The sequence below is a fragment of the Campylobacter sp. BCW_6871 genome, assembly GCF_001762325.1.
Taxonomy (GTDB): Bacteria; Campylobacterota; Campylobacteria; order Campylobacterales; family Campylobacteraceae; genus Campylobacter_D; species Campylobacter_D jejuni.
The window spans coordinates 23,898-41,528 of sequence record NZ_MJWQ01000014.1 but is presented as its reverse complement, the minus strand read 5'-3'; the positions used below and the strand labels follow the sequence as shown (position 1 = coordinate 41,528).

The window sequence follows — 17,631 nt, the reverse complement described above, 5'->3', positions numbered from 1 at the left end:
AAATTAATTTTAAATACAAAAATTAAAGAAGGTGCTTTTGGATAAATTAATTCCTGTTTGGGATGAAAAATATAGTATCAATGATGAGAAAATAGATGCTCAACATCAAAAACTTTTTGAACTTGCAGCAAAAATAGAAAATGCGGTTTATAAATTTGTTCAAAGAGATGAGTTAAAAGAAATTTTAACAGAACTTTTTAACTATATGAAAGAACATTTTAGTAATGAAGAAGATTATATGCAAGAAATTCATTATCCTTATTTAAATGAACACAAAATCATGCATAAAAATATCATTCATGATATGTCTTATCTTATACAAAACATAAAAACCACTAATGATTTAAAAGAAAAACTTTATACTATAATGTCAGAGTGGCTTTTAGAACATATATTACATCATGATGTTATGATAGGAAATTGGCTTTCGGATCAAATTTTAAGCAAACAAGAAGAAGAGCTTGAAAAAATCAATGAAGAAATATTATACGAAAACACTCCAACAACTCCTACCGCCAAACAAGTAAAACATAAAGAATATGAATTTATCTATTCTTGCCCTTGTAGAACAAATCACATACTTTCATATACAGAACACCTTGACATTCTCTGTCATAAAAAACAATTAAGATGTAAAAAATGTCAAAAAATTTATTCTACGTTAAAAGTGAGTTAAAGGATTAAAAATGTTTCCAAAATGGGATGATAGTTATAGCGTTCATAATGCAAAAATAGATGAACAGCACAAAAAACTTTTTGAACTTGCAGGTAAAGTAGAGTTTATGTTTGATAAACCTGTTTACAAGGATGATGTAAAAGCTTTATTGGCTGAATTTTTTAACTACATGAAAGATCATTTTAATGATGAAGAAAAATACATGAAACTTATAGGATATCCTGACTTAGAAGAACATAAAAGAATTCATAAAGAAATCATTCAATCCATGATAGATCTTATTAAAAATATAAAGTCCACTAATGATTTAAAAGAGAAGCTTTACACAGTTTCTAAAAAATGGCTTTTAGAACATATACTCTATGAAGATATGAAGGTTGAACAATACAGAAGATCTTCTTTGGCTTCTGAAGATGATGGAGAAGTAAGCTTTGAAGAAGTTAAAGAAGAAAAAGATGATGAAAATGCAGTTTATCTTTACATATGTGAATGCGTAGGACAAATGCATGATGTACCTTTTGGAATTCATCAAAAAATTCAACTTAAGGGCGTAAAATTTAAATGTAAAAAATGCAAAGAAGCCATACAGTTTTATAAAAAATATTCAGAAAATTTCTAATTAACTATTTATGCGTTAAAATATAAGTTAGACAAAGAAGGAAATTTAATGGATAAAAAAATAAAATATTTTATTTTGGATAAATTTGATTATTCCTATCCTATACTAACCAAAGATATAAAATGCTCATTTTGTGAAAAATTTTTTCCAATAGAATATAGCTCAAACCTAAAAACAATAAAAAAGAATGTCCATTTTGTAATAATAAAATGGACATTAAACTTAAAGACTAAGCCTTAGTTTTACTTACAATATTAATAATATTTGAAGCTACTTCATCAGCAAGTTCTAAATGAGAAGTAAAGCCTACACAAGAACAATTAATCTCGCCTAAAACATATTTATCATTGCCCTTTTCATCAGTATCTAAAATAAAATCAGCCGTCCAAATCAATGGTAAGTCATAATTGCCTAATTTTTCCCTTACCTTAGGAAGCTCGCCTAAAAACATATCCACCAAAGTTTTCCAATCTTCTGGCTTATCATAGCGATATTTTGCACCGCTAAAAAGCGTAGCAGAAAAAGCATCAGCATCTTCAGCTGGTTTTTTATGTACTACATTTACAGGGGTGTTATAAAGCATTAAAAGTCTGATTTCACCTTCTTTAATGCGCGGTAAAAAAGTCGTATCCACAAGCATACCATTATCACCTATGATATATTGCTCACAAAAATCCATAAATTCCCCAAGCTCTCTATGTTCTACATGATTATCCTTAGCTTCCGTACACTTGATTTTTGTGTTTAAAGGCAAACTATCTCCATTAACATTACCCTCTACACTCACACGCCAAATTCCCTCTCCTGTAGAGCCACGATTTTGTTTTAAAACCCTTTCACCTTTAGCCAAACTTTTTGGAAAATTTTCTTTAAAAGTCTTAATATCATAGTAAGCATAAGTATCACTTGGAACAAGATCAGTATCTGCTAATTTTGTAAGTGCATCTTTAGCGCCATAACCTATCATAGCATCAGGATGAGGCATGCCTACAAGCTTATCGGCACAAAGTTTTCTTAACATATCAAAATACTCATTTTCTTCTTTAAGATTGCCAGGATTGATGCGAGAAACATAACCATCAAAATTTTCTTTCACATATTTGTAAATTTCATCTTTTTTACCCACTTCAAAAAAAATCACCTCAGCATTCCAACCCTTAGCTTTTAAGGCATTTACCATAGGCATGGTATCTTTTCTATAGCCATCTTCACCTTTATCACTCCCACCTTTAACTTCGAAAAAAACAATATTTTTTTTCATTATTTTACTCCTTATCTAAGATATAAATAATTATTGCATAAAAATATTACAAAAATTAAATAAAAATATTTATATATTTTATCTAGCGTTTATAAAACTGCTATTAGTTTTATAAACGATTTCGATTAAGCTTTTACTTATCAAGCTTGATGTTTGTCCTTCTAGGCGGTTAAGAAATTTATCAATCTTATCTTCTTCTTTCCAAACAGGATTTGAAACATTAGCAAGTTTTTCAAGCTCCTTTTTAGCATTTTCATAATTACTAAGCTCATCTATAAGACCAAGCTCCTTAGCCTTGGCAGCTAAAAACACTCTTGCATTTGCCCATTGATCTTTTTTATTAAGATCTAATGCTCTTTCCTTGGCAACAAAACCTGTAAAAAGATCATAACTTTGATCAATTAAACCCTGTAAAAAATTTCTTTCATTCTCATTCCAAGCTCTTGCAAAAGTTCCAGCACTTTTTAATTCACCCGCTTGAATAGTTTGTTCTTTAATACCGAGTTTATTAGCCAATCCGCTTAAATCAGCTCCTTGCATAATCACACCGATAGAGCCTATAAAACTTGCTGGATTGGCTAAAATTTTATTAGCTCCAACTCCTGCTAAATAACTTCCGCTTGCCATAGTTCCGCTTGCATAAACAAGCACAGGCTTTTTAATTTTTAAATCCTTTATAGCTAGAGCTAGTTCCATACTAGGAGCAAAAGCTCCACCAGGAGAGTCTATAACAAAAAGCACTCCTTTGATATTGCTATCATTTTTAGCGTTGATAATTTTTTCCAAAACTGCAGAGCTGTCAAAAATTTCACCCTTTAAATCAATGCGTTCTAAATTTGCAAGATTGGAGCTTGAATTTGCACTAGGCATTAAAATCCATATAACAATCAACAGTAAAACAAAGGTTTTAAAATAAGTATTGATAAATTTTATACCGCATCCTAAAGCCTTAAAAAATGATTTTAAAATTTGCATTCTTTTCCTTTTATAAATAATTTATTTACTTCCTTAGCATTTAAAATAAACTGCAAAGGAGCTTGCTTTTTATCACATTCTCCTAGCTCAAATACGCTAAAATCAGCAATTTTACCTTTTTTAAGCTCTCCTAAATTTAAATTTAAAGCCTTTGCAGGATAAAGTGTTACCATTTGCAAAAGCTTAGAGGCTAACTCTAATAAATCAAAATTCTTATGTATAAGCAAATTCGCACGCATTTCATCAAGTAAGGATAATGAAATATTTGAGCTAAGTCCATCGGTTCCTAAATGGATATTTAATCCACTTTTTAAAGCCGTTTTTAAATCTAAGCTTTTTTGACTTAAAAGGCGATTTGAAAATGCACAATGTGTAATAGAATGTAAATTTTTATCTAACCATTCGTATTCTTTTAGATAAACACAATGTGTAAAAAGAGTCCTTACTCCTTTAAAGAGTTTAGCAAAATCCTTTGGTGTATAAAGAGGCTTAGGATGAAGTGTAAAATTTTCAAGCCATTTTTTAAACCCCCCTTTAGACTCTCTAAGCCAGATATTTTCAGCCTTGCTTTCTAAAAAATGCGTACTAACTAGCAAATTTTGCTTTTTAGCTAAATCAAGAGCAAAATGAGCCAAACTAGGATGAGTTGAATAAGGAGAATGAATCGAAATTGCTGGGATAAAAAAATCATTTTTAAATTTCAAAGAATTTTCAAATCTTTTTAAAAATTCTTGTTTTTTATCTTCAACTTGATTTTCATTTGTACTCAAAATTTCATTAAAAAATACTATACGCATACCCTTTTGACTAGCCTTTAAACAAGGATCTAAATCACTCCCAAAACTTGAAATTTCACCTATAGTGCCTATACCGCTTTTTTGCATTTTTTTAATGCTTTGAAGTATTAATTCTTCTTTGGCTTGTGCATTTAACATGGAACGAGAATTTATAACACTTTTAAGCCAAATTAAAAATTCTCCAAAATGTAAAGTTGTTGAATTTGCACTAAATTCTAAGTGTGTGTGAGGATTTATAAAAGCAGGTAAAATAACCGAATTTTTAGGTGTTTTGATGATTTTAGCCTTGGGATATTTTTTTCTTAAATTATCCAATTCACCCAATTCTAAAATTTTATCTTCAAAAACAAAGGCTTGATTTTCTAGTATTGTAAAATCTTCATCGCATAAAAAAAGATATCTTGCAGCAGCTATAAACACGATTTTCCTTTCAAAAATTACATTGTAGCAAAAATTTATTTTTAAAATGTTATAATAAAAGGTTAAAAAATAAATTTTTAAGGTTAAATCCATGAAAATAATGATTATCCAAGGCCCAAATGTTAATATGCTTGGCGTAAGAGAAGTGGGAATTTATGGTGCTATGAAAATGGAAGAAATTCATGAGCAAATGAAACTTGCAGCATCGCAAAACAATGTAGAACTTGACTTTTTCCAAAGTAATTTTGAAGGTGAAATCGTAGATAAAATTCAAGAATGCCTTGGAACAGTTGATGGAATTATTATCAATGCAGCAGGCTATACTCATACTTCAATAGCTATTCGCGATGCTATTGCAGCAGTAGCTTTACCTACAATTGAAGTGCATATTAGCAATGTTTATCGCAGAGAAGAATTTCGTCAAAAAAGTCTTATAGCGCCTGTATGTTCTGGAACTATTGTTGGTTTTGGTCCTTTTGGCTATCACTTGGCTTTAATGGGTATAATTCAAATTTGTGAGCAAATAAAAAATTTGCGCGCGATGCAACAAGCACAACAAACAAATAAATAATAATGCTAAAAATTCAAGGAGTAAAACACTTTGAAAAAAGTCGTTTTTTTCCTTTTTTTAGTCAAAATATACGATCTTTTAAATATTTAGCTCTTATAGGCTTAGGAAGCAATATAGAGCCCGAAAAAAAAAGATTTGATATGCTTTTTCGAGTAATGATGGATGATAAAAGATTTAAAATTTTATCCACATCTCCTATGTTGATAAATGAAGCCTTTGGTTTTAAAGAGCAAAAAGATTTTACCAATGCTGTTATGTTGATACAAACTAATTTGCATGCACGAGCACTTTTGAAAGTTTTACTTTATTATGAAGTAAAATTTAAACGCAAGAGAACTTTCAAAAACGCTCCTAGAACGCTTGATTTAGATCTTTTATACTTTTCACAAAAAGTCAAGCGTGATAAGTGGTGTGAGGTGCCTCATAAAGGGGCTAAAGAAAGAGTGAGTGTAATTTTGCCTTTAGGCATGATATAAGGAATATAAATGGGACAACTTATACATACTTTTACTGTTGAAGATACAGAACAAATTATACCCAAAGTAAAAGAAGATTACGGAGATAAAGCTTTAATTATAACAAATAAACAAATTCGTCCTAAAACCTTAAATCGCAGTGCGCTTTATGAGGTTATGGTAGCCATAGAAGAAAGCGACTATGAAGAACACTTAAAAAAACAAGGAAAATCTTTACCTGCAAAAAAAAGCTCGCCAAAACCATCTTCTACCTCTCTTACAGAAGAAAAAATTAGATCTCAAATCCCTCAAGAAGATGAAGATGTAGTCTTGGATTTCTCAAACACTCGCTTAAATACAAATTTAAACACTGTAAAAAACAATGACTTAACTAAAAAAACCTATCAAGATTTTCCACAAAACAAAATCAACCCTCATCAAAATAAGACTCTAGGCTTTGATGATTTTAAAGAAAAACTAAGTGAAGTTAGCAATGAAATTTCTAAAGTCACAAACACACCTTTAGAAAATTACACCCCTAATCCAAATTATAATAAAAAAATAGAAAATTTTGAAAAGCAATTTGAAAAACAAATCAACAAGCTTAACGATAAAATAGATCTTCTTGCAGATATGATGTGGGACGATAAAGCCGAAGCTAGAAAAAATCTTATGATACCTCCTGAATTTGCAAGTATTTATAAACAAGCCAAAGAAAGTGGAATGCTTGAAAATCATCTAGAAGCGATTATGAAAGCAACTATAGAAAATATGCCAGCTGCTATGAAAACCAACAAAGATGCGGTTCAAAGATATTTTCACTCACTTTTAAGAAATATCTTGCCTTGTCGTGTTGAAAGCGATATAAAAAAACAAAAAATCATGATGCTAGTAGGCCCAACAGGAGTCGGAAAAACAACAACCTTAGCTAAGTTAGCTTTTCGCTATGCTTATGGAGATAAGCGTTATAAAACAGGTATTATTACGCTTGATACTTATAGAATCGGTGCGGTTGAGCAACTTTTTCAGTATGCAAAAATGATGAAACTTCCTATTATTGATAGCATAGAACCAAAGGATTTAGATGAAGCGATAAAAAGCTTAAATAATTGCGAAGTAATTTTAGTTGATACTATAGGAAATTCACAATACGATCAAAGTAAACTTGCTAAAACTAAAGAATTTTTAATGCACTCAAATGCAGAAATTGATGTAAATTTAGTGGTTTCTGCAAACACCAAACATGAAGATTTAATGGAAATTTATAAAAATTTTTCATTCTTAAATATTGATACTTTGATTATTACTAAATTTGATGAAACAAAGGTTTTTGGAAATATCTTCTCTCTTATTTATGAAACAAATATTCCTCTAAGCTTTTTCTCTACAGGACAAGAAGTGCCAGATGATTTAGAAGTAGCCAATAGTGATTTTCTAGTTCATTGTATTTTAGAAGGGTTTAACAAAGGAAAAAATAATGAATAACCAAGCAAATAAACTTCGCAATCTCATGAGTCAAAATGGAACCAAAAAATCCCAAAATACTCATTTTATAGCTATTACAAGTGGAAAAGGTGGCGTTGGAAAAAGTACTATTAGTGCAAATCTAGCCAATGTTTTAGCAAATAATGGCTATAAAGTTGGGCTTTTTGATGCTGATATTGGCTTGGCAAATTTGGATGTCATTTTAAATGTGCGCATACAAAAAAATCTCTTGCATGTTTTACGCGGAGAATGTTCCTTGGAAGATATTTTAATAGAAGTTAAGCCAAATTTATGGCTCATCCCAGGCGAAAGTGGAGATGAGATTTTAAAATATAATGATAAAAATATTTACGAGAGATTTTTAAATCAAGCAAGTATTTTAGACGAGCTTGATTTTCTTATTATCGACACAGGCGCGGGTATTGGTGGAAATATTTTAAATTTTTTAGAAATGGCTGATGAAGTTATAGTAGTAACTGTTCCTGATCCTGCAGCAATCACTGATGCGTATGCAACCATAAAAACAACTTCTAAGACAAAAGAAAATTTACTAATGCTCTTTAATGTTGTAAAAAATGAAAATGAAGCTTTAAAAGTTTTTGAAAATATTAAAAAAGTTGCAGATGCAAACATTAAAAATCCTTTAAATTTAGAATTCTTAGGTCATTTAAGCGCTTCTAAAGATGTAAGTGGTAGTATTAAAAAAAGAACTTTATTTAGCGATGAAAACACAGCCTCAAGTGATGAGCTTAAAGCCCTAGCTTCCAAGCTTTTATATAGATTGGAACGGAAAGTGCTTGATAATGTTTCAAATCGTAGTTTTTCAAGTTTTTTTAGAAAAATTATTGAAAGATTTTAGCAATAAAGAGAAGAGATTATGAGGCCAGAAAATTACGTAGCATTTTTCACTGTTTGTGGATTTTTTATAGGACTTGCATTTAGCATTATTAGTATAGATGAAGCCTTTGATATACTGATTTTTACTTGTTTTATTACTTTTATGTTTTATGTTTTTGTTCATATTGCTATTATGAATTTTATAGATGTAAAGAAAATTAGTGGCAGAATCTTTAATAAACACGATTATGAAAAAACTAGCAATAATATTATCAACGATTTAGTTATTCGTGAAAAGAAAATGGATATAATTTTAGAAAAGCTCAATGAAGAAAGAGAAGAGCTAAAGAAAAATGAATCCAAAGAAAGACGAAGAAATGCTAAAAGAGCCGCCTAAAGCTTATGCACAAATGCTAAAGAAAGAGCAAGATGAGCTTGTGCTTTCTTACATGCCAGCCCTACGTGCTATGGCTTTTAGACTAAAAGAACGCTTGCCTTCAAGCATAGATGTTAATGATCTTATTAGCATAGGCGTTGAAGAAATGATAAAGCTTTCACGCCGTTACGATAAAGAACAAAATGATAACTTCTGGGGTTTTGCAAGAAAAAGAGTTAATGGCTCTATGCTTGATTATCTTAGAAGTCTTGATGTAATGAGTCGCAATAATCGCAAAATTATTAAAGATATTGATGCAATCATGGATGAATATTTCCTTGAGAATGAATGCGAACCTGATGATGAGTATCTAGCCAAAAAACTTGATTTAGATGTAGAAAAAATCAAAGAGGTAAGAACAGCTCATGCTATTAGCTATACCCTGCCCATCGATGAGCAAATCGAACTTTATAACGAAGACAATACTTTAGAAAAAATTGAAAAAGAAGAACTTTTAGAAAAAATTCACAAAGTGCTAGATGATCTTAAAGAGCGCGATCAGTTAATTATTCAGCTTTATTATTATGAAGAATTAAGCCTAAAAGAAATCAGTGAAATTTTACAAATCAGTGAAAGCAGAATTTCACAAATTCACAAAAAACTCCTTAAAAAACTTAGAGAAAGGCTAGTGTAATGGCTGAGATACTTTCCCAAGAAGAAATTGATGCCCTGCTTGAAGTTGTCGATGATAACACCGACACACCCATAGCCTCAAATTCAAAAGATGAAAAAGATGAAAGAAATATCGTTGTATATGATTTTAAGCGTCCCAACAGAGTTTCAAAAGAACAACTTAGGACAATCAAAGGCATACATGATAAATTAGCAAGAAATTTAGCCTCTCAAATTTCATCGATGATGAGAAGTATTGTTGAAACTAAACTTCATTCAGTCGATCAAATGACTTATGGAGAATTTTTAATGTCTTTACCAAGTCCAACAAGCTTTAACGTTTTTTCTATCAAACCCTTAGATGGAAACTGTGTTTTAGAAATCAATCCAAGCATAGCTTTTCCTATGATAGACAGGCTTTTAGGTGGTCAAGGTGATAGCTATGAAGCTTCGCGTGAGCTTACGGATATTGAGCTTAATTTGCTTGATTCTATTTTGCGTATCATTATGCAAAGACTTAAAGAAAGCTGGGCTACTGTAACTGAAATTTATCCTAGTATTGAAGCTAAAGAATCAAGTCCAAATGTTGTACAAATCGTATCTCAAAATGAGATTGTTATCATGGTGGTAATGGAAATCATCATAGGAAATTCAAGCGGAATGGTAAATATCTGCTATCCTGTAGTGCATTTAGAAAGTATATTAAGCCGTTTGGCAAACCGCGATATTATGATGGGTGAAACCTCAGCCAAAAAATCACGTAACAAAGAACTTAAAACTTTAATCGGTCGTGCTGAAGTGGTATATGAGGCAATTTTAGGAAAAACCTTAATTAATGTTCATGAATTTTTAGAACTTAAACAAGGCGATATTTTAAGGCTTGATAGAGAAGCAGATGATAAAGCTATAGTAAGCATCGATAAAAAAGATGTTTTCTTAGCACAAATTGGATTGCATCGTTTTAGAAAATCTATTAAAATTTTAGAACTCATACGCACAGATAAAGATGAAATCAAAGAAATTTTGGAAAAATACGAAGAAGAACGTAAAGCTAAAGCTAGTGTTTATGATGAGCCTGAAGAGGAGGATGAAGAAATATGATCAATGATTTTTTAAAAATGTTTACAAATGAATGCATCAGCACCATTGAAGGTTTAACAGGAAAAAGTGCTGAATTTAGCGAATATAAAGAATTTGATGTCAATGCAAGTGATACTTTAAAAGCACCTTTAGTGTATGCTATATTTGATATAGCAAATGGTGGAAAAATAGGAATTTTAGCTGGTGCTGTTTTAATGAGTGCTATTGGTGAATGGATGATGGGTGAAGAAGAGATCACCAAAAACGATAAACTAGGTCCTGATGAAATGGATGCAGCTAAAGAAGCTATCCAAAACATCGTTTCAGCATTTTCTACAACCTTAGGAGCCCAAAAAGACATTCCAAAAATGGATTTTAGTATAGAATCTTGTGAATTTGTGCCTGAAAGCGTAGATTTTAAAGATTTTAAAAAATTATTTTTATATGATGTAAAAATAGGCGATTTAGAAGAACAAGTTTCTTTAGCCATGGATCAAACACTCCATAACATCCTAAGCGGGAAACCTGCTGAAACAGGAAATGTAAGCACTGATTCTAATCACAATACTGAAGAAAAAACAATCATGCTTAGCGAAGAACTTAAAAATATCAATCTTATCATGGATGTACGCTTACCTGTTCGTGTGCGTATAGGCAATAAAAAAATGCTTTTAAAAGATGTTTTAACTATGGATATAGGTTCAGTTGTAGAGCTTAATCAACTTGCAAATGATCCGCTTGAAATTTTAATCGGAGATAAAAGAATTGCTTATGGTGAAGTAGTAATTGTCGATGGTAACTTTGGTGTTCAAATCACAGAAATCGGATCTAAAAAAGAAAGATTAGAGCAATTAAGATAAAATTACTCTATAAATTTAAAAAAATTAGCTATAATCATTTTTTATAGTTTTGCTAAAAAAGGTATTTGATGGATACAAAAATCATAAAAGATGTTGAAAAATTTGAAAATATACCCGAACTAGAAAAGGCTGTTACTTTTTTTGGTTCAGCAAGACTTAAAGAAGATAATTTTTATTATCAGCAGGCTAAAATTTTGGCACAAAAATGTGTTCAAAATGGTTTTTGTGTGATAAGCGGTGGAGGAGGAGGTATTATGCGTGCAGCCAACGAAGGTGCTTTTTCACAAAAAAATAATACAAATTCAATGAGTTCTGTAGGGTTTAATATATTTTTACCTCACGAGCAAAAACTTAATGATTTTGTAGAATATAATATTACTTTTGAGAGCTTAGCCATACGCAAAATGGCTCTTATTGAAAAGAGTCTAGCTTTTGTGATCTTCCCAGGCGGCTTTGGAACACTTGATGAATTGTGTGAAATTCTTACATTAAAACAACTAGAATTTAAAAAAGATGTTCCTATTATTTTGTTTGGGGGTGAATTTTGGCGAGGTTTTGATGAGTTCGTCAGAAATTCTTTGCTCAAACTTGAAGTGATTTCTAAAGGAGATGAGTTAAAGTATAAAATCACTGACGACTTGAATTTTATAATTAATACTTTAAAGGAAATTTAATGAAAATTCTAGTCGCTATGAGCGGTGGAGTTGATAGTACAGTCACTGCTTATAAACTTAAAAATTTAGGTCATGAAGTTATAGGTTGTTATATGAAGCTTCATGGCAAACCAAATTACCACGAAGAAAATATCAAAAAAGTAGAAAAAGTTGCAAATTTTTTACAAATTCCTTATCATATTTTAGACTTACAAGAAGATTTTAAAAACAAAGTTTATATGCCTTTTGTAGATACTTATAAAGAGGGTAAAACACCAAATCCTTGCGCTTTATGTAACCGTTTTATCAAACTTGGAAAACTTTTAGAATTTGCTAAAAGTTTAGGTTGTGAAAAACTTGCCACGGGGCATTATGCAAGACTTGAAAACAACTTAATAAAAACCGCAGTAGATGAAAGCAAGGATCAAAGCTATTTTTTAGCCAGTGCAGATAAAGAAGCTTTAAAATATCTTATTTTTCCGCTAGGCGAAATGAAAAAAGAAGATGTGAAAAAATTTGCTTCCACTATAGAGGTTTTAAAATCTTTTGCCACTCAAAAGGAAAGTTCTGAAATTTGCTTTGTTGAAGATACTTATGTGCAAGTTTTAGATCAGTTTATGGATACAAAAATTCCTGGAGAAGTATTAGATAGCAGCGGAAAAGTAGTAGGCAAACATGAGGGCTATATGCACTATACTATAGGCAAAAGAAGAGGCTTTGAAGTGCGTGGGGCACATGAACCACATTTTGTTTTAAAAATCAATCCTAAGCAAAATCAAATCATCGTAGGAACCAAAGAAGAACTTAAAATCAGTGAATTTAAGCTAAAAAATATCAATCTTTTTATAGATGCTAAAGAGCTTGATTGCGAAGTAAAAATCCGCTATCGTTCAAAATCTACACCTTGCAAGGTAGAAATTTATGAAGATAAAAGTGCAAAAATCACTCTAAAAAATCCTGTTTATGGACTTGCTAGCGGACAAATGGCAGTCTTTTATGATTATGATAAAGTCATAGCAAGCGGTTTTATAGAATAATTTCTAGGAATTAATTCCTAGAAATTATTAATAAAATCCTAAAATTTTCCACCAAATAAGTCCAACAGCTATCATCACTACTATATCAACTATGGAAATCACAAAACCTATACTCCACCATTTTTTAAGAGTTACATAGCCTGTTCCAAAAATAACAGGAGCTGTTCCTGTTGCATAGTGAGTTAATGCCATCATAACATTACCTGAAGCTATCATAATAAAAGCATAAAGAAGTGGTGGTGTTCCTAAGGCAAGCCCTGCGCTATAAAAAACAAAAAACATTGCTGATATATGAGCTGTAGTAGAAGCAAAGAAATAGTGCGTATATAAAAAAGCAAGGCTTAAAAATATCATAATAGAAATTTCCCCAAGTCCCATAGCAGAAGCAAATTCACCTAAAGCTTCAGCTAAAAACTGAGTAACACCAAGTTTGCCAAGCAAAGTTGCCATCATTACAAGAGCTGAAAACCATACTAAAGTATTCCAAGCAGCTTTTTCAGCCAAAACTTCCCCAAAAGTTAAAACTCCACTAATCAACACCAAAGACAACCCAAGCAAAGCCACGCTAGTCGCATCAAGAGAAATTCCAAAAAGCAAACCAAAAGTCCCAGCCCATAAAAGCAAAAGCAAGACAAAAACACTGAGCATGATTTTTTCACTATTTTTCATTTTTCCAAGTTCTTTCAATTTATCTTTAGCAAAAGTGGAAGATTTAATTTCTGGTGGAGAGAGAAAATAAAGCAACAAAGGCATCAAAAGCATAGCAGCTATACCAGGTAAAAACATTCCTAAAGCCCATTGCCCCCAAGTTAAATGCACTTCTAAATTTGTAGCTTGTGCTATAAGATCAACCACCAAAGGATTTGGAGCTGTAGCTGTAATAAACATAGCTGATGAAATAGGATTAGCTTGATAATTTACCAAAGAAAGATAAGTGCCTATTTTATTTTGCGTTCCATCTTCAGGAGTGGATTTAAAACTTCTTGCAATAGCTTGAACTATAGGATTTATGATAGCCCCTGCTCTTGCAGTATTTGAAGGAGTAACTGGAGCTAAAATGGTTTCACAAAAAGCTATAGAATAAGCAATACCTAAGGTTTTTTTACCAAAAATACTGATAAAATGATAAGCCAAACGCTCTCCAAGTCCTGTTTTAATAACTCCACGAGCCACAATAATAGAAATCACTATAAGCCAAATAAGAGAATTTGAAAAACCACTTAAAGCATCTTTTATACCTGTTTTAGATTTTAAATTTGATATAGCAGTATTTACCTTTTCATCTATACTCTTTTGAGATAAAAAATCAAGTGCTAAAGTATTTAAAGCTGAAATTTTAGTCTCATCAATAAGTTGTTGCGTAGAAGTTTTTGAAGTAGCCTTGGTGTAAATTTTACTTAGATTTTCAATCTGGTAATTTACATCTGTGCTTGATTTTAAAATTTCATCAACTTTTGCTTTTAAATTTCTACTTATATTAGCATTGATTAAAGCCTGCAAAATAGAGGCTTCAACTGCCTCATCCATAGTTGTTTTATAGATATTAGAATTATCTCTTAAAACAATTCCCTCAAGAGTTTTTATATGTGTAGCACGCACAGAACTTTGGGTAGTGGTAATGCCACTAAGAGCTATTATGGCAATAGCTATCATACAAACAGCCCCCAAAGGCATTACTTGCAAAATCACTGCCATAATCACAGCAATAAAAAGCCCAAGAAAATGCCAAGAATTATCTTCCAAACCTACAGGAGTAGGCATAAGCCAAAACACAGCTGCAATTAAAATACACAGCACCAACAAGGGAATTTTACTTCTGTTCATTATTTATCCTTTGATATTGGTAATGTAATTTACAATGCTTAAATTTTAATTAACTAATATTTTAATAAATCTTAAAATTACAATTTTTAAATAAATTTTTAATTTATTGTTACAAACATACATAATTTTTTACGTTATTAAAGAAGCTAGTCTAATTGAAAAATAAATAGGGAATTTTAAATGAAGAAAACCCTTCCCCAGATAACTGCGGCACACACTAAAATCAAGTGCTCTGCTGTGTTCCCACCCTGAAGCGGTGCTTAAAAATAGCATTGCACAGGTCTAAGAAAAGGCAAAGAAATTATATCATAATATACTTAAAAAGTGTTGAGCTATAAAAACTAAATATAAAAATGTATAAATATGTAACAAATTGGTTATATTTTATATAAATTTTTAAATTTAATTTGCAAAATTATTGTTTTTTTCAAGGAAATACGATTATATAGATATATTATATAAATTTTTAAGGAAAAATCATGGAAATCAAATGGAGTAAAGATTTTAGCATTAAAAACATGCAATTAGATAAACAACACGAACTAATTTTTGAAATTGCTGAAATTGCAAACGATTTAGCTTTAAAAATTCAAGATAATGATGTGCAACACAAAAATGATTTAAAACAAATTCTTACAAAGTTATTCCAATATGTAAAAATTCATTTCAAAGATGAAGAAAAATTTATGGAAAGCATTGATTTTCCTTTGATTGAAGAACATAGAAAATCTCATCAAATATTATTAAAAAAGACTAAAGAACTTTTAGAACACTCAAATGATATTGTTAAAATGTCATTTGAACTTTCAACATTGACCAAAGATTGGATTTTAGATCATTTTGCTATTGAAGATTTATGGATAGCTAACTTCACAAAAAAAGCTCTACATCTTCAAGAGATTCATTATAATCTAGAGCAATACATAAAATTAAAATCGATTAGGCAAGATTTAAAGACTGAAAAAACCTATGATTATATTTGCAACTGTTATTTGCGTACTCATGCAGTTCCACAAACCATACACGAAGAACTTGTTAGCAAAGAAAATACTTTAAAATGTGAAAAATGTGGACAAATTTTAGTGCATTTAGATCATATTGATTTAAATCAAAATTATGAAATGTTAAATCATATCCTCGAAAACATAGGAGTGTAATGATGAGCTATGAAATAAAAACTTTAGAAACTTTCAATCCTTTTGAAAGTTTAAAATATGAACAAGCCAGCACAGATCAAATTCTTGATTTTAGAATTATAGATTTTAAACTTCTGTGTTCTAATATAAAACCAGCAAAAACAAAAACTTATGAAAGAAAGGATTTTGACTTATTTTATGCGGATGATTTTTTTGTAAAAAATTACAATACCATGGTGCAAAAATTTCTTATAGAAATTTATCCAAAAACACAAAAAAACTGTTTCGTGGTTAAGCTTAAATCTAATCCTAGTTTAACTTATCTTAAGGTCAATATTAATTTTTTGGATAATTTTAAATACTATCCAAATTTAAAATTTGACATTTTGCAAAATATTTATAAAGTAATGATCAAGCAAAAATTTTTAATCTTAAGACTTGATAAAAATTTATTTGACAAGATTGATGATTTTATCTTATCAATACAAAAAAATCCATCTATTAAAGAAATAGAGCTTGAAATTGCCAAAGGTGTAGATAAGATTGAACATAAAAGCGATGAAATTATTTATCATAGAGATGTTAACGAAGAATGTTTTGACGAAAATATTAGCTATGATGAAGGAAGCTACTGTAAACCTATTGAAAAAAATGAGCTACTTTTTGAATACATTTATAGAATTCTTGGCAAAGAAGGTAGAAATTTAAGAGGAGAAATCCTTCATTTAAATCCAATAGCTTTTTTTGATAATCCTTTTATCATAAAAGACGAAAGCATTTATACAGAAGAACTAGAAGATAGAATTAAATATTTTAGTGCAAATTATGGATTTTTAAATAAAGACCGATCAGGATATAGCGTTACAAATAATTTAAAATTATCACAAGTAGGACTTAAAACAACCGGTTCAATCAAAACAAATACTGATGAAAATATAAACTTAGAAATCACTAATTTCGATATAAATGATGATGCTGTTAAATCAGGTATTGTAAATGTTCAAGCTTCAGACATAAAAGTAAATGGAAGCATTGGAGCGACAAAACTTTATGGAAGAAATATCAGCATCAAAGGCCTAACTCATGCAAAAAGCGAAATTTTTGCACAAGATATTTTTATTACAACACACAAAGGAACTTTGCAAGCTGATACTGTGTATATAAAAAATTTAGAAAACGGGATAGTTATAGCCAAAAATGTATTTGTTGAAAACTGCATGGGTGGAAAAATAGAAGCAGAAAATATTTATATTTGCAATTTATTAGCAGATAATATCTTATATCCCAAAAAAATCTAATCATAACAAATAATATAAAATTTAAAAATAATATTGTAATTTCTCCACTAGATTTTATTAACAATAAATCAAACTCAGAAACTGAAAATCTTACAAATTTAAGCCTTAAAACAAAGAGTAAACTTGATAATATCATAAGTCAAATGCAAAATTACTATGATTATCTAATCAAAAATCAAATCAAGATTATCAAACTTCAAAAAACTGAAAAACTTAATGCTATAGATATGAAATTTTCAAATCTTTATCGTGATATCATAAAAAAATATAATCATCTTAGTGTCTTGTATAAAAAACTTATAAAATTAAAATATCATATTGACGCAAAGCTAAATTTTTTAGATGAAATGGTTTATAATGTAAAAATATACATAAAAGCCGAAAATATTGGAGAGGATAATTTTTTAAAATTTTATCCTAAAACAAACACCGAGCTTGAACTAAAGCATCAAATAAATTTAAAAGATTATGAAAAAGTTTTATACCTTGAAAAAGGGCAACAAGCAAGCTATATTAAATCAAGTCATGATTATAGCGAAAGCGATATAGAAGAAATTAAAATTATTTTTGAAAAACTAGAAAAAGATAATTCCTAAAAA

General features: G+C 30.1%; 16 protein-coding genes, 1 other RNA gene and 3 pseudogenes. 15 read left to right on the top strand and 5 right to left on the bottom strand.

Going from position 1 to position 17,631, the window contains the following annotated elements; all coding sequences use genetic code 11:
- Positions 1-37 precede the first annotated feature (37 nt).
- From AJ930_RS00940 to AJ930_RS00930, 3 genes and pseudogenes are all read left to right on the top strand, one after another.
- Positions 38-684: pseudogene (locus AJ930_RS00940) on the top strand (bacteriohemerythrin).
- A 2-nt stretch (positions 685-686) separates the two neighbouring features.
- Positions 687-1,295, top strand: a complete 609-nt coding sequence (locus AJ930_RS00935; RefSeq protein WP_052858899.1) for a bacteriohemerythrin — start codon at positions 687-689, stop codon at positions 1,293-1,295.
- A gap of 48 nt (positions 1,296-1,343) precedes the next feature.
- Positions 1,344-1,528, top strand: a pseudogene (locus AJ930_RS00930) (hypothetical protein).
- Here AJ930_RS00930 and AJ930_RS00925 read toward each other — a convergent pair.
- From AJ930_RS00925 to mqnF, 3 genes are all read right to left on the bottom strand, one after another.
- On the bottom strand, positions 1,525-2,556 hold the full coding sequence (locus AJ930_RS00925) for a Cj0069 family protein (protein WP_070274712.1): 1,032 nt from the start codon (positions 2,554-2,556) through the stop codon (positions 1,525-1,527). The pseudogene AJ930_RS00930 and the gene AJ930_RS00925 overlap by 4 nt on opposite strands.
- Before the next feature lie 78 nt (positions 2,557-2,634).
- On the bottom strand, positions 2,635-3,531 hold the full coding sequence (gene sppA / locus AJ930_RS00920; RefSeq protein ID WP_070274711.1) for a signal peptide peptidase SppA: 897 nt from the start codon (positions 3,529-3,531) through the stop codon (positions 2,635-2,637).
- Positions 3,519-4,748 carry an aminofutalosine deaminase family hydrolase gene (gene mqnF / locus AJ930_RS00915; protein WP_070274720.1) on the bottom strand — a complete coding sequence of 410 codons (1,230 nt, stop codon included), beginning with the start codon at positions 4,746-4,748 and terminating at the stop codon, positions 3,519-3,521. Before mqnF ends, sppA begins: the two co-directional genes overlap by 13 nt.
- 91 nt (positions 4,749-4,839) lie before the next feature.
- Here mqnF and aroQ point away from each other — a divergent pair, with 91 nt between their 5' ends.
- The 10 genes from aroQ to mnmA all read left to right on the top strand — a co-directional run bounded on the left by aroQ (position 4,840) and on the right by mnmA (position 12,774).
- The gene (gene aroQ, locus AJ930_RS00910) at positions 4,840-5,319 is read left to right on the top strand and encodes a type II 3-dehydroquinate dehydratase (RefSeq protein WP_070274710.1); all 480 of its coding nucleotides are present in this window, start codon (positions 4,840-4,842) and stop codon (positions 5,317-5,319) included.
- A 2-nt stretch (positions 5,320-5,321) separates the two neighbouring features.
- A complete protein-coding gene (gene folK / locus AJ930_RS00905; RefSeq protein ID WP_002851803.1) occupies positions 5,322-5,795 on the top strand; it encodes a 2-amino-4-hydroxy-6-hydroxymethyldihydropteridine diphosphokinase in 474 nt (157 codons plus the stop codon).
- Between the two features lie 9 nt (positions 5,796-5,804).
- Positions 5,805-7,259 carry a flagellar biosynthesis protein FlhF gene (gene flhF / locus AJ930_RS00900; protein ID WP_002871493.1) on the top strand — a complete coding sequence of 485 codons (1,455 nt, stop codon included), beginning with the start codon at positions 5,805-5,807 and terminating at the stop codon, positions 7,257-7,259.
- Complete coding sequence (gene flhG, locus AJ930_RS00895) at positions 7,252-8,118, top strand: flagella biosynthesis ATPase FlhG (protein WP_002854691.1); 867 nt, start codon at positions 7,252-7,254, stop codon at positions 8,116-8,118. Before flhF ends, flhG begins: the two co-directional genes overlap by 8 nt.
- Positions 8,119-8,136: 18 nt before the next feature.
- Entirely contained in the window at positions 8,137-8,493 is a 357-nt protein-coding gene (locus AJ930_RS00890) for a hypothetical protein (protein WP_002854547.1), read from the top strand.
- On the top strand, positions 8,474-9,166 hold the full coding sequence (locus tag AJ930_RS00885; protein WP_032603269.1) for an RNA polymerase sigma factor FliA: 693 nt from the start codon (positions 8,474-8,476) through the stop codon (positions 9,164-9,166). Before AJ930_RS00890 ends, AJ930_RS00885 begins: the two co-directional genes overlap by 20 nt.
- Positions 9,166-10,245: a flagellar motor switch protein FliM gene (fliM, locus tag AJ930_RS00880; protein WP_002851710.1), complete on the top strand. Its 1,080-nt coding sequence runs from the start codon at positions 9,166-9,168 to the stop codon at positions 10,243-10,245. Before AJ930_RS00885 ends, fliM begins: the two co-directional genes overlap by 1 nt.
- On the top strand, positions 10,242-11,084 hold the full coding sequence (gene fliY, locus AJ930_RS00875; protein WP_070210676.1) for a flagellar motor switch protein FliY: 843 nt from the start codon (positions 10,242-10,244) through the stop codon (positions 11,082-11,084). The genes fliM and fliY overlap by 4 nt, the downstream gene beginning before the upstream one ends.
- A gap of 68 nt (positions 11,085-11,152) precedes the next feature.
- Complete coding sequence (locus AJ930_RS00870) at positions 11,153-11,758, top strand: TIGR00730 family Rossman fold protein (RefSeq protein WP_070274709.1); 606 nt, start codon at positions 11,153-11,155, stop codon at positions 11,756-11,758.
- Positions 11,758-12,774 (top strand): tRNA 2-thiouridine(34) synthase MnmA, encoded by a 1,017-nt coding sequence (gene mnmA / locus AJ930_RS00865; RefSeq protein WP_002860896.1) that lies wholly within the window; start codon positions 11,758-11,760, stop codon positions 12,772-12,774. Before AJ930_RS00870 ends, mnmA begins: the two co-directional genes overlap by 1 nt.
- Positions 12,775-12,801: 27 nt before the next feature.
- Here mnmA and AJ930_RS00860 read toward each other — a convergent pair whose 3' ends face one another.
- Positions 12,802-14,598: a DASS family sodium-coupled anion symporter gene (locus AJ930_RS00860; protein WP_070274708.1), complete on the bottom strand. Its 1,797-nt coding sequence runs from the start codon at positions 14,596-14,598 to the stop codon at positions 12,802-12,804.
- 191 nt (positions 14,599-14,789) lie between these two features.
- Positions 14,790-14,887: signal recognition particle sRNA small type (gene ffs, locus AJ930_RS00855), an RNA gene on the bottom strand.
- A 190-nt stretch (positions 14,888-15,077) separates the two neighbouring features.
- On the opposite strand from ffs, the gene AJ930_RS00850 reads away from it, so the two are divergent.
- Both AJ930_RS00850 and AJ930_RS00845 read left to right on the top strand, forming a co-directional pair.
- Positions 15,078-15,755 (top strand): hemerythrin family protein, encoded by a 678-nt coding sequence (locus AJ930_RS00850; RefSeq protein WP_044780471.1) that lies wholly within the window; start codon positions 15,078-15,080, stop codon positions 15,753-15,755.
- A gap of 2 nt (positions 15,756-15,757) precedes the next feature.
- A pseudogene (locus AJ930_RS00845) lies at positions 15,758-17,628 on the top strand (flagellar assembly protein A).
- The last annotated feature ends 3 nt before the right edge of the window (positions 17,629-17,631 follow it).

Bases quoted from the DNA above. Each gene is read 5' to 3' on its own strand.
- AJ930_RS00935 (WP_052858899.1), top strand. From the start codon at position 687: ATGTTTCCAAAATGGGATGATAGTTATAGCGTTCATAATGCAAAAATA.
- AJ930_RS00925 (WP_070274712.1), bottom strand. From the start codon at position 2,556: ATGAAAAAAAATATTGTTTTTTTCGAAGTTAAAGGTGGGAGTGATAAA.
- sppA (WP_070274711.1), bottom strand. From the start codon at position 3,531: ATGCAAATTTTAAAATCATTTTTTAAGGCTTTAGGATGCGGTATAAAA.
- aroQ (WP_070274710.1), top strand. From the start codon at position 4,840: ATGAAAATAATGATTATCCAAGGCCCAAATGTTAATATGCTTGGCGTA.
- folK (WP_002851803.1), top strand. From the start codon at position 5,322: ATGCTAAAAATTCAAGGAGTAAAACACTTTGAAAAAAGTCGTTTTTTT.
- flhF (WP_002871493.1), top strand. From the start codon at position 5,805: ATGGGACAACTTATACATACTTTTACTGTTGAAGATACAGAACAAATT.
- flhG (WP_002854691.1), top strand. From the start codon at position 7,252: ATGAATAACCAAGCAAATAAACTTCGCAATCTCATGAGTCAAAATGGA.
- AJ930_RS00890 (WP_002854547.1), top strand. From the start codon at position 8,137: ATGAGGCCAGAAAATTACGTAGCATTTTTCACTGTTTGTGGATTTTTT.
- AJ930_RS00885 (WP_032603269.1), top strand. From the start codon at position 8,474: ATGCTAAAAGAGCCGCCTAAAGCTTATGCACAAATGCTAAAGAAAGAG.
- fliM (WP_002851710.1), top strand. From the start codon at position 9,166: ATGGCTGAGATACTTTCCCAAGAAGAAATTGATGCCCTGCTTGAAGTT.
- fliY (WP_070210676.1), top strand. From the start codon at position 10,242: ATGATCAATGATTTTTTAAAAATGTTTACAAATGAATGCATCAGCACC.
- AJ930_RS00870 (WP_070274709.1), top strand. From the start codon at position 11,153: ATGGATACAAAAATCATAAAAGATGTTGAAAAATTTGAAAATATACCC.
- mnmA (WP_002860896.1), top strand. From the start codon at position 11,758: ATGAAAATTCTAGTCGCTATGAGCGGTGGAGTTGATAGTACAGTCACT.
- AJ930_RS00860 (WP_070274708.1), bottom strand. From the start codon at position 14,598: ATGAACAGAAGTAAAATTCCCTTGTTGGTGCTGTGTATTTTAATTGCA.
- AJ930_RS00850 (WP_044780471.1), top strand. From the start codon at position 15,078: ATGGAAATCAAATGGAGTAAAGATTTTAGCATTAAAAACATGCAATTA.